The organism is Nitrospinota bacterium, assembly GCA_009873635.1.
GTDB lineage: Bacteria > Nitrospinota > Nitrospinia > Nitrospinales > VA-1 > LS-NOB.
The window spans coordinates 91,321-103,925 of record WAHY01000007.1 but is presented as its reverse complement, the minus strand read 5'-3'; the positions used below and the strand labels follow the sequence as shown (position 1 = coordinate 103,925).

10 protein-coding genes are annotated in these 12,605 nt (G+C 43.2%); 4 read left to right on the top strand and 6 right to left on the bottom strand.

Features of this window, described 5'->3' with window-relative positions:
- Positions 1-1,139: dicarboxylate/amino acid:cation symporter (locus F3741_06345; protein ID MZG30415.1), on the bottom strand; the 1,139-nt coding region annotated here is incomplete at its 3' end.
- A gap of 123 nt (positions 1,140-1,262) precedes the next feature.
- Here F3741_06345 and F3741_06340 point away from each other — a divergent pair.
- Positions 1,263-2,552, top strand: coding sequence for a citrate synthase (locus F3741_06340; GenBank protein ID MZG30414.1), 1,290 nt, complete (start codon positions 1,263-1,265; stop codon positions 2,550-2,552).
- Between the two features lie 15 nt (positions 2,553-2,567).
- On the opposite strand, the gene F3741_06335 is transcribed toward F3741_06340, so the two are convergent.
- Positions 2,568-2,888 carry an ATP-dependent Clp protease adaptor ClpS gene (locus F3741_06335; GenBank protein MZG30413.1) on the bottom strand — a complete coding sequence of 107 codons (321 nt, stop codon included), beginning with the start codon at positions 2,886-2,888 and terminating at the stop codon, positions 2,568-2,570.
- Between the two features lie 203 nt (positions 2,889-3,091).
- On the opposite strand from F3741_06335, the gene F3741_06330 reads away from it, so the two are divergent.
- Positions 3,092-3,853, top strand: coding sequence for a DUF3108 domain-containing protein (locus F3741_06330; GenBank protein MZG30412.1), 762 nt, complete (start codon positions 3,092-3,094; stop codon positions 3,851-3,853).
- Between the two features lie 54 nt (positions 3,854-3,907).
- On the opposite strand, the gene F3741_06325 is transcribed toward F3741_06330, so the two are convergent.
- From F3741_06325 to polA, 4 genes are all read right to left on the bottom strand, one after another.
- Complete coding sequence (locus tag F3741_06325; GenBank protein MZG30411.1) at positions 3,908-4,252, bottom strand: helicase; 345 nt, start codon at positions 4,250-4,252, stop codon at positions 3,908-3,910.
- A 7-nt stretch (positions 4,253-4,259) separates the two neighbouring features.
- Positions 4,260-5,039 (bottom strand): hypothetical protein, encoded by a 780-nt coding sequence (locus F3741_06320; GenBank protein MZG30410.1) that lies wholly within the window; start codon positions 5,037-5,039, stop codon positions 4,260-4,262.
- A 210-nt stretch (positions 5,040-5,249) separates the two neighbouring features.
- Positions 5,250-5,615, bottom strand: coding sequence for a YraN family protein (locus F3741_06315; protein ID MZG30409.1), 366 nt, complete (start codon positions 5,613-5,615; stop codon positions 5,250-5,252).
- 43 nt (positions 5,616-5,658) lie between these two features.
- Positions 5,659-8,343 (bottom strand): DNA polymerase I, encoded by a 2,685-nt coding sequence (gene polA, locus F3741_06310; GenBank protein ID MZG30408.1) that lies wholly within the window; start codon positions 8,341-8,343, stop codon positions 5,659-5,661.
- 140 nt (positions 8,344-8,483) lie between these two features.
- Between polA and F3741_06305 the strand changes: the two genes are divergently transcribed.
- Together F3741_06305 and alaS are read left to right on the top strand one after the other, a co-directional pair.
- Positions 8,484-9,488 carry a KpsF/GutQ family sugar-phosphate isomerase gene (locus F3741_06305; GenBank protein ID MZG30407.1) on the top strand — a complete coding sequence of 335 codons (1,005 nt, stop codon included), beginning with the start codon at positions 8,484-8,486 and terminating at the stop codon, positions 9,486-9,488.
- Positions 9,489-9,517: 29 nt separating this feature from the next.
- Positions 9,518-12,154, top strand: a complete 2,637-nt coding sequence (gene alaS / locus F3741_06300; GenBank protein MZG30406.1) for an alanine--tRNA ligase — start codon at positions 9,518-9,520, stop codon at positions 12,152-12,154.
- Positions 12,155-12,605 lie beyond the last annotated feature (451 nt).

Here is a 12,605-nt window from a genome sequence, read left to right as displayed (position 1 = left end):
CGGTCCAGAAACCAGTCTATTGAAAGGAGCATGCCTATCCCCTCCAGAGGAAGACCTACCGACTGAAGCACCATCACCATAGTGACCAGCCCGGCCTCAGGAATTCCCGCCGCTCCTATACCAGCTAATGTTGCTGTGACAAATATAATCATTTGATCCCCAAAACCCAATTGAACCCCTAACATTTGGGCAATGAACATTGCCGCTACAGATTCATAAAGTGCTGTGCCGTTCATATTCACCGTGGCGGCAAGAGGCAAAACAAAAAGTGAGGATTTCCGGGACACTTGATTGAAATCTTCTGCGCACTCAATGGTTACCGGCAAAGTTGCTGAACTGCTCGCCGTTGAAAAGGCTGTTGTCAGTGCTTCCGTTACATTTTTAAAATAAATGAACGGGTTTCTTCGCGTCGTCACATAGAGAATTATCGGCAACACCAATATACCGTGAATTAAAAGAGCAATGACTACTGTTGCTGCATATTTACCGACTTTAGCCAGCTCAACCAGAAACAAGTCTCCCCCCCCGGCGGCACCGAGTTTTGAAGCAATCAATGCGAAAACACCAATTGGAGCAACAAACATAAGTAAATGGACGATTTTCATAACCGCATTGTTGACCGTATCAAAAAAATCTATAGCCCGTTTGCCCGGTTCCCCAAGAGTGGTTAATACCGCACCGAATACAAGGGAAAACATAATTAAAGGAAGAATTTCCATCTTCACCATGGACTGCACAAGGTTTGGTGAAACAAAAGTTTTTAGAATATCCGTGATTCTTACTTCTTCTTTTCCCGCGACTTTTTCAGGAACATGTTCAACCGTCATTTCAACCGCAACACCCGGCTCGATAATGTTAACCACGATCAAACCAATAGCCACTGCCATACAGGTAGTCATCATGAAATATATGAGTGCGATCAATCCGGTCTTTCCCACCTTTCTAATATCTCCAAGGCCTGCAATACCAACGATCATGGATGATATGATTAAAGGAACCACCAGCATTTTCAGCGCATCCAGAAACATCTCGCCAATCCATTCCACCGCTAACATTGAGGTTCCGTACATCCATCCAGAAAAAACTCCTAAAAAGATGCCGGCAATCATCGAATATAAAAGCCAGTTATGCTTCATCACCACTCACTCTTTTAAACAAAAGTTCTATCAAACTTGTAAACAGGGTTTATAATACAGGGTAACAACAACTTTGCAAATAAGCCTATCGCTCAATTGGCATCCGAATTTAACCGGAGGATAACAATGGTAGAAACTGTCACGCTCACCTATCAGGGAAAAACCTACGAATTCGAAGTTCAAGAAGGCACCTGTGGAGAAAAAGCCATAGACATAACCACCCTGAGAAATACAACCGGATTGATAACATATGACCCAGGGTTCATGAGCACAGGCTCCTGCCAAAGTCAGATCACTTTTCTGGATGGTGAGAAAGGGATACTTCTGTACAGAGGCTATCCTATTGAGCAAATTGCTGAAAAAAGTTCTTTTTTAGAAACAGCCTATCTCCTCATTTATGGGGAGCTCCCTACTCGCGAACAATTTGACGAGTTCACATATCATGTGGTTCACCACTCCATGGTTCATGAGTCAATCAAGAATCTCTATGATGGATTTCCAAACAATCCCCATCCAATGGCAGTATGTAGTGCCGTAGTTGGCTCGCTGGCGACATTCTACCAAAATGAGCTGGACGTCAGGAATGAACGGGAGGTAGAAATCGCAATACACAGGCTAATGGCAAAACTTCCTACCATTGCCGCATACAGCTATAAAAAATCAATTGGCCAACCCTTTCAATACCCGGACAACAATTTAAGCTACGCTGCAAACTTTTTAAAAATGATGTTTTCGTTACCCTGTGAACCCTATGAAGTGGATGAAGATGTTGCCAAAGTTCTGGACGTCTTACTGATTCTCCACGCCGACCACGAACAAAACTGTTCGACTAGCACCGTCCGCCTTGTTGGTAGCTCAATGTGCAACCTGTTCGCTTCGGTTTCCTCTGCCATCTACGCATTATGGGGCCCCCTTCATGGTGGAGCTAACCAGGCTGTTATTGAAATGCTGCAAGTCATCCATGATGATGGAGGGAATGTGGATAAATACGTTCAAAAAGCCAAAGACTCAAATGATCCTTTCAGGCTAATGGGATTTGGACACAGAGTTTACAAAAACTTTGACCCTCGCAGCAGAATAATCAAAAAAATGGCCCATAAAATATTTGATAAAGAAGCAAGTCATGAACCACTCCTTGAAATAGCGCTTAAGCTGGAAGAAATTGCTATCAAGGATAACTATTTCGTTGAGAAAAAGCTTTATCCTAATGTTGATTTTTATTCCGGCTTGATTTACAAAGCCCTGAATATTCCTATAAATATGTTTCCCGTGATGTTCGCGATGGGACGCCTGCCAGGCTGGATAGCCCAATGGAAAGAACTTCAGGAAGACAAACAGTTCAGAATAGGACGCCCAAGACAGGTTTATATGGGTTCTCCAACAAGAGATTATGTTCCTATGCAGAAAAGAGAATAGTTAAAAGGAAAAGGATTAGGCTGGCTCTATAGTACAAGTAAAGGGAAACTCTTCCATAGCCGCTGCAGTATGAACCTGCTCTACCTTGAATTCTGCCTGTTCCAAAGGCAAAGTGGCTACATGGCCAGCACCTTGAAGATGGATTTCGTACATCAGTTTTTCCGCGGTCGAATAATCTTTACTGAAGAGATTAATCAGAATCCGGATTACAAACTCCATGGTCGTTACATTATCATCCCACATGATAATTTTGTATAACGGGAGATAGGACTGGTGGGTTTTCCCATCAGATTCCTCGACAACCCCTGGAGATAAAGGTGATGTTTCTACTGACATAGCGAAAAAATTGACAAAATACAGAGATTAGGTAAAACGCCTTGTGAACAATAATATTAAAATAATATTTTAAAAAAAACAATTTTTTTCAATTTTCAGCCTGAACTTATGAGATTTGGCAACCTTAACCTTCTCATTTTACTCATTTCTGTCCTTTTCTTACCAGATATTTTCACTCATGCCCAGCAACCAAAGGTTAAAAAATCAATATTCTTAGGCGAGTACAACAACTTCCTCCCATCAGGAGAGATGGCCCGTTTGCCGGGGAAACCCTGCACTATGACATCAGTTTCCTCTGGTTTGAAAATGCCGCCTCTGCCAAAGTGAGTTTTTTTGAAAAGCAGGGTAAATATTTTTCAGTCCTGGAAGCCAGCACAAAAGGTTTTGTCGGTTTCTTCACAGCCTACCGCAAACATTTTTACAAAACAGAGTTCGAGGTAATTGATTACGGAAGAAAATTGAGGCCCAAAACTTTCCTGCGACAGGTCACGATTGCAAGCAATGTTGAAACCACCACGCACAAATTTGATTATGCTAACCGACTGCACATATGGGAAAAATACGCGAATGATGAAAAAATTGAAAGCGGACAAAATGAGCTCCCATTCGAAGGTGCATTTCACGATATCCTCACCGCTTTTTACAACATACGAAACAGCGCATACGGAAAACTTGAAAAAGGAAAAAAGTTCATCATCAAAACTATTCCTGAAAAGGGACACAGTGAAATTTCCGTCCACATCTTGCCGGAAACGGATCAAGAGCGGATCAGAACCGAAGAGAAACGCGACAAACACGACGACCTGCTGCTCGATGTCATCGTACCAAAAGAAATTTTCAAAACCAAAACAGGGAAAATAACGTTCTGGTCCTCAAAACACTATATTCCTACAGAAACCACTGTCAAAGACTATATTTTACTGGGCGACTTGCATGCGCGTTTCACTAGCAGGGAAATTCACTAGCCAGTATTACGATATCATTCCTGTGAGTGAAAACATTGGCCCCACTCCTGGTGGTTAAACATCAATAGCGGGAACAGGCGGGTCTTGCCAGATATTTACTTCTGTCGTCTCATCTAAAGTAACTGCACCAAACCGGACAGTATATGGCTTTTCATTTTCGCAGTTATACTCAACGGAGATTTTTTCTATATCCCATTTTCCTGACTGAGGACCCACCAAAGTCAAGCTATGGGCAAAGCTGTTAACCTCAAAGTCGCCCTCAAAGTTTTTTCCAGATTCAGCTGAACCGTTAACATTTTCAAATTCCAGTTTGTGATTATTGAAATTAAAATATACCGGCTCATTCATTCCCTGTGAACCGGTTTGCACATTTACTTTAAAAGTGTTGACTCTTGGCATATTTACCTCAAGAAAAAAACGGGTTTAAACCCGCTGCGTGGTCAGTTTCATCGAAAATCGCACCCACCTTGGGCACAGCATTTCTGAACGAAGTATGAATTCCCTGCTTGAGCGTCAAATCCGCAGCACTACACCCCTGGCAACCACCACCCATCTGTATAGTAACCGAATTACCTTTAACGGATAACAGGGTAATATTACCTCCATGCCCCGCTACGCCCGGGTTAACTTCCGTATCAATCACTTTTTGAATACCTTCACGGATATCATCCTCGGTTGGTAATTCTTCAATAATTTTTTCAGAAATCAGGCCATTGTTTTCCTGTAAAACCTCACGGACCACCTGCCCTACTTCTTTTGCCAATGGCTGCCAATCAACAAGAGTTTTATCTTTTCGAGTGATTGTCACAGAGTTCTCACACACCAATACAGTCTCTACATCTTCCAGGCAAAAAAGGCGCTCTGCAAGCGGTGAGTCTGCCGCGCTTTCAAAGTCTGGGAAATACCAGGAAAATCCTGCCATTATTGGCCGATTAACATTAAAAAGACATTGGTCTCCTGTTGCTGAAGGTTGCGCCTTGATTAAAATCTCATCGGAATTTTCCGGAAACAGCTCTTCAGATAAAACCGGCGCCTGTATAACACTACGAACCATTGGCGATTCCTGCTGCTTTTCAGGCTCGGGCTGAGGGGCTTCTTCCGTCAAAGAACCAGTTTCTTCTTCAGGCTTAGTGGCTCCCTCCTCTGGCTGATCTGTTGTCATCGGTGTCTCGACTTCCTGTTTCATACCCGTAAAAAAACGCTTTATAAAATTCAATGGAGTTTTCTCCTATCCAATTTGGTTATCTAGCTGAAACACAACATCCTGCTTCATTATAATAGATGCCAGAATTCTTAAAAAGTCGCAAATCACCCAAGATAATTGTTACAGAAATATCATTTGGGTTTACATCCATAATATTACAGATTGTCGAATGTCCTTAATAAGACATAGAAGTCATAATTGAAAAGCATTTTCCAGCAATTCAATTTTCCAGGTATTTGAAGGATCCATGGTCATGGCTATAACATCAAACCGAACAGGCTTATCTACGATCCTCTTCTGAGACAGAAAGCTTTGGGCTGTTTGAATAATCTTTTTCTGTTTGGTCGGGGTCAACGCAATAAACGGATGACCATATTCATGATTCGATCGGGCTTTGACCTCAATAAAAACGATCACTCCCTTATGGTCCGCAATTATATCGATTTCACCTAATTTTGACCGAAAGTTCTTTTCAAGTATTCGGTAACTCTTTTTTTTCAAAAAATCGAGCGCTGCAGACTCGCCTTCCTGACCAAATTGCAATCGCTCTTTTGTCAAACCAATGCACCTCCCCCCGACATTCCCGCCAGCCGAAGGCTGGTTAATGAGCCGTGTTCCAGTTTTTTCCCCAACCAATATCCACAAGCAAAGGAACTTTAAGAGGAACTACTTCTTCCATTTCCTTTTTAACCAGTTCCTTCATTGTCTTTTCCTCTTCTTCCGGGCATTCAAAAACCAGTTCGTCATGCACTTGCAAGATCATTCTGGATTTTAATTTTTTCTTTCTGATTTTTGTTTCCAGTTGAATCATTGCCAGCTTGATCAAGTCTGCCGCGCTTCCCTGAACCGGAGAATTAATCGCTATTCTTTCTGCCGCCTCACGCACTTGCCTGTTCTGGCTATTAAGATCTGGTAAATAGCGTTTCCGGTTCATAAGCGTTTCTGTATATCCAGCTTCCCTGGCCTGAGCGATGGTTTCCTCCATATAGACCTTGACTCTTCTATACAGGGCAAAATATTGGTCGATGAATTTTTTTGCTTCTTTGGGAAAGATCTTCAACTGACGAGAAAGACCAAATGCACTCAAACCATAAACGATGCCAAAGTTTACCGCCTTGGCCATTCTTCTCGCTTCCTCATCAAGACGAGCCGGAGTGGTCCCGAATATTTCACAAGCAGTACGTGTATGTATGTCTTCTCCCATCTGAAATGCATCCATCAAAGCCTCATCTTCAGAAAGATGGGCAAGAACCCTGAGCTCCACCTGGGAGTAGTCGGCTGAAAGCAGATGATTATCACCTTCGGCAATAAAGGCTTTTCTTATTTCACGTCCCAGTTCAGTGCGTATCGGAATATTCTGCAGGTTCGGGTTGCTACTGCTCAACCTTCCTGTTGCAGCTACAGTCTGATTGAAAGAAGTGTGTACTCGCCCGGTTTTGCTGTAGATATCTTCCTGTAAAGCATCAATGTAAGTGGATTTTAATTTTCCCAATTGTCTGTACATCAATATCATTTCAGGAAGATCGTGTTCTTCAGCCAATTGCTCAAGCACCGAAACATCGGTCGAATATCCACTTTTGGTTTTTTTGATTACCGGCAGTTCGAGTTTTTCAAACAATATTACCGAAAGCTGTTTAGGAGAATTAATATTAAATTTCTCCCCAGCCAGAGAATAAATTTGTTCTTCACGATCTCCCATCAAGTTGTGTATTTTTTGGGAAAGTTTTTGCAGGTGCTTTTGGTCAAGTTTCACACCATGGATTTCCATATCCGCCAAAACTTCTATGAGCGGCAATTCTAAATCATGGAACAACTTCAGGTCATTGTCTTTTAAAAGGGGAGAAAGTTTTTCATACAATCTCCAGGTAATATCTGCATCTTCCGCTGCATATTCGGTGGCACGTTCAATCGACACTTCATCAAACCCTATTTCCTTAGAAGCCGTGCCCACTACATCTTTATATTTAATCGTTGTGTGCCCAAGATAATCCCGGGCCAAATCGTCCATATTGTGCCTTCTGCCTGACGGATTCAAAATATAAGAGGCCAGCATTGTGTCGAAGATCACCCCCTTAAGATTGATGCCTTCGTTACGTAACACAATCAAATCGTATTTTATGTTCTGGCCAACTTTTCCAATTTTCTTGTCTTCAAGTAATGGTTTGAGTTTCTTCAAAACCAGGTCAAACCCTAACTGTTCGGGAACTCCAAGGTAGCTGTGGGCTAACGGAATATAACAGGCGTTTCCTGCTTCACAAGATAATGATATGCCTATGATCCGCGCTCTAACAGGATGCAAGCTGGTGGTTTCAAGGTCTAAGGCAAAAGCCTTTGATCCCTTCAGTTTCTTAATCCACTTTTCTAAATCGGATTTTGCGAGAATGGTTTCATACCGGCTCTCTATAGCAGGAGGGGTCTCTTCAGGATCCTCACCCAATTCCCCAAGTAAAGAAGAAAACTCAAATTCAGAAAATAGATCTTTCAGTTTCGTATTATCAGGAGCTTGACACTTGAGGTCTTGCAGTTTTGTTTCAAGTTCCATATCAGTATTAATAGTGACCAGTTGACGGCTGAGCAATGCCATGTCCTTATCCTTGACCAGTTTTTCCTTAAGCTTTGCCTTGTCCACCTCATCAATCCTGTCATAAAGATCATGGATTGATCCAAATTTGCTGATGAGCTCAGAAGCAGTTTTTGGCCCTACTCCTTTAACTCCGGGAATATGATCACTGGAATCGCCCATTAACCCCATAACTTCAATCACCTTGTCAGGAGACACTCCAAATTTTTCCTTTACATCTTCCTCACCAAACCATTTATTTTTCATGGTATCCAGCATGCGTATACCAGGGCTGATTAACTGCATCATATCTTTATCACCGCTGACGATAACAACCTGAAATCCTTCCGCCGCAGCCATTTTAGCCAGGGTTCCAATAATATCGTCTGCCTCGTAACCGGGAACTTTAACGCCATGAATGTTATAAGCCTGAACCAGAGGCTCAAAGAACGGGAACTGCTTTGCCAGGTCTTCAGGAGGTGCTTCTCTATTAGCCTTATAGTCCGCATAAATCTTGTGGCGAAACGTTTTTTCCTTGCTGTCGAAAGCAACAGCCAGATAATCCGGTTTTTCATCTTTCACCACTTTTTGCAGCATATTGATGAAGCCGTACAAAGCATTGGTGGGAAAACCGGTGGAGGTAGATAGAAACTGTCGAATACCGAAATAGGCCCTGAAAATGTAAGAAGACCCGTCTATCAGATATAGGGACTTGGTTTTGCTCATAAAATCCTCTTAAGTTTGACAACGCTGATCAAGTATAAAGACGTGGCTTTACCGTGTCTAATTAATTGTGTTATTATTATTATTTCAACCGGTTATGAACTATTTGAATTAAAAGGCTTAAGTTGGAGCCGCCAGTAAAAATGCGTGCCCTCAAAGATTCTAAAGAAAATTTGGATGCTCAAACCCAGTCGATCCTTAACACAGCCCGCAAGGTTATGGAGGTTGAGAGTCAGGCTATAGCTGAGTTGGGAAAAAGAATTGATTCTCAGTTCATCGAGGTTATACATCATTTGAACAAATGCAAACACCTTATTGTAACAGGAGTTGGGAAGTCTGGCCTGATCGGGAAAAAAATTTCAGCCACATTTTCCAGCATAGGCCTCCCCTCTATATTTCTGCATGCGGCAGATGCTGGTCACGGTGACCTGGGAATGATTTCTGATGGTGATATGGTGATTGCCATTTCAAACAGTGGCGAAACTGAAGAAGTTGTCAAACTACTCCCGATTTTCAATCGAATTCCTTGCACCCTGGTCGCGATGACGGGCAACATACGTTCCAGCCTGGCGAAAAGAAGCGATTTTGTGCTTGATGTAAGTGTTAAACAAGAAGCCTGCTCTAAAGACCTGGTTCCCACAGCCAGCACAACAGCTACGCTTGCTATGGGAGATGCTCTTGCCATGGCATTCATGGAACTCCGGGGAGTTCAGGAAGAAGAATTCGCTCTCAACCATCCCGGTGGTAGCCTTGGCAGGAAACTTCTCACATTAGTCGGTGACCTCATGCATTCAGGCGAAGATGTTCCCCGGATAAAAGAAGACGCAGATGTTTATCAAGTACTGAAAGAAATCTCTGACAAAAGGTTGGGTATGGCTCTGGTATTGGGAAACCAGGATCAACTTCTTGGTATCATAACCGATGGTGATATCAGGCGTCTGATTGAAAAACAAAAAGATATATCTCAGGCACGTGCAATGGATATGATGGCAAGCAACCCAAAAACCATTTCGAAAGACACATTGGCGGCAAAAGCGGTTAGAATTATGCAAGACCATTCCATCACTTCACTGGTAGTGACCAATGATGACCAGGAAATTGAAGGAGTCATCCATCTGCATGATGTCCTCAAGGCAGGTGTCGTTTAACCCTTACCCGAAGCGTTCTTACTTTAATTATGACTTCTGATGAAATAAGAAAAAAATTCCTGCAGTATTTTGAGGAGAGAGGACATGTTGTTGTGCCCAGCTATCCCCTGGTGCCTCAAAATGACCCGACTCTCATGTTCACCAATGCCGGAATGGTGCAGTTTAAAGACGTGTTTCTGGGAGAAGAGAATAAGGACTATAACCGCGCCGTATCTGTACAAAAGTGTGTTCGGGCCGGGGGAAAACATAATGACCTGGAAATGGTAGGGCGAACATCCCGGCATCATACCTTCTTTGAAATGCTTGGCAATTTTTCATTTGGGGATTATTTCAAAAAAGAAGCTATTCTTTTTGGTTGGGAATTTCTAACTGATGTCATAGGGCTGCCCCGCGACCGTTTATATATTTCCGTCTTCAAAGAAGATGACGAAGCGTTCAACCTTTGGGTCGATGAAGTAAAAATGCCGCGAGAACGCATCTACAGGATGGGTGACAAGGACAATTTCTGGGCTATGGGCCCTACTGGTCCTTGTGGACCCTGTTCAGAAATATTCATTGATCAGGGCAAGGATATTGGTTGTGGTCAGGCTTCCTGTGAGGTCGGTTGCGATTGTGACCGGTTCCTGGAAATCTGGAACCTGGTATTCATGCAATATGACCGCGATGAATCGGGCAAGCTCACCCCTCTTCCAAATCCCTGCATAGACACAGGAATGGGATTAGAAAGGTTGGCCGCAGTTGTCCAGGGCCGAACCAACAACTATGATACAGATCTCATGATGTCAATCATCAAAGAGGCGGCACGAATCACCGGTAAGGAATATGGCAAAAATGATGAAACTGACGTCTCCTTAAGAGTGTTAACAGACCATGCACGTGCCTCGGCATTTCTAATCAGTGATGGGGTTATCCCCTCAAACGAAGGGCGTGGTTATGTATTGCGTAAAATAATGCGGCGGGCCCTTCGTCACGGAAAACTGCTGGATCAAAAAGGCCCGTTTTTTAACCGTATCACCAGTAAAGTCGTTGATGATTTCAACGCAGCCTACCCTGAGCTGGATAGCAACAAAGACTTTATTCAAAAAGTTGTCATCAATGAAGAAGAAAGTTTTGGCAACACTCTTCACTATGGAACACAACGTCTGGAGGAGATTCTTGAAAAGGTGCGTAATGAAAAACTCACCGCCATACCTGGAGAGGAAATTTTCAAACTCTATGACACATATGGTTTCCCCACTGACCTTGTAGAAGAAACAGCAAAAGATAATGGATTGAAGCTCGACATGGAAGGTTATACAAGAGCCATGAATGAGCAGAAAACAAAAGCCATGGCTTCATGGAAAGGGTCAGGAGAAAAAGAAGTTGCCCCCTTTTATAAAGAGTTTCTGCAATCTTCTTCAATGACTATTTTTGAGGGTTACGCAAACACCAAAGGCGCAGGACGGGTTATGGCCATATTAAAAAATCAAACTTCTGTTGATTCAGCCAACACCGGAGAAGAAATAGAGTTTCTTACCGACAAGACCCCATTCTATGGGGAGTCTGGCGGGCAGGTTGGCGATGCTGGCCAGGCCTCTAATGAAAATGTGCAACTGGAGATCGTAAACGCGACCAAGCCTTTACCCGGTTTAATCGTTCATAAAGCAAAAGTTGTGCGTGGCACTCTTCAAAAAGGAGACAACCTGGTTCTGGAAGTTAACAACCATACCCGAGGAGACACTGCACTCAACCATTCAGCAACCCATCTTTTGCACGCGGCTCTCAAGGAAGTCCTGGGTGAGCATATTAAACAGGCCGGCTCACTGGTAGCACCGGACAGGTTGCGTTTTGATTACACACATTTTTCACCCCTGACAGATAAAGAAAAAGTTCGAATCGAATCGCGTGTTAATGAAAAAATCCGCAATAATATTCAGGTGACAACTCAGGAAATGGATATCGACAACGCCATTAAAGAAGGTGCCATGGCCCTGTTCGGTGAAAAATATGGTGACACCGTACGTGTTGTCGATGTGCCCGGTTTTAGTAAAGAATTATGCGGAGGAACTCACGTCAAAGCGACCGGTGATATAGGGTTGTTTCGAATCACCTCGGAGGGAGGAATTGCATCAGGTGTACGCCGTATAGAAGCTGTAACCGGAGAAACCGCTTACGAAACGATTCGGGCCGAGCAGGAATCTCTTGCCGCTGTTCGTGGACTTTTGAAAGCACCCACCAACGAAGAAGTGATCAAACTTAAAAAACTGTTGGAAAAAAACCGGCAAATGGAAAAAGAAATCACCTCGCTCAAAGAAAAAATGGTTAGTGGTAAGGAGTCTTCCGGACTGGATGAAGTGCAAAAAGTGGGAGATGTCTCGCTTGTCATCAAAAAGCTGGAGGGCATGGACGCTAAAACCCTGCGCACATTTATCGATAATGCCAAAAATCAGTTAAAATCGGGAATCGTTGTTGTGGGTTCTGTGACTGATGGAAAGGTTTCCATGGCTGCAGGGGTCACCAAAGACCTGACCCAAAAATACCATGCGGGAAATATCATTAAGAATATAGCCGTGATTGTAGGAGGAAGCGGTGGAGGAAGGCCCGATATGGCTCAAGCAGGAGGCTCACTGGTTGATAAGCTTGATGAAGCTCTTAAGAAAGCAGAAGAGCTGATCCGCAGCACCTGACCAAAGTTATATAGAAAAGGACTGGAGAATCCTGTATGATTTTCTAATCATTCAACAATAAAACTTATTGAAACTAGCGAAAAGGATCATGTATGAGTGAAATACTGGGTACCACGGGTTCCACTTCCCCGATCAATCCCATCAGAAAAAAAGAACTGGATGACAATTGGAAAACCGTGGCGGCGAAAGCGGTTACCGATGAATCATTCAAAAAATCTCTGGCAGCGGACCCTATTAAAATCCTTGAAGAGCATGGGTTGAAAGTGGCACCTGACATTAAAGTTATTTTTGACGAGACCAACAAAGAATACACCATCAACATTCCCGCAAATGCCTCGGAAGAATTAACAGCTGAAGCACAGTGGTGGACATGGCGCTTAAAGATGATTAAAGAGTTCTCTCAGGAACTTAGCCGTCAGGTCGGGAACGTAGCGGGGTTCGACGGGGGCTA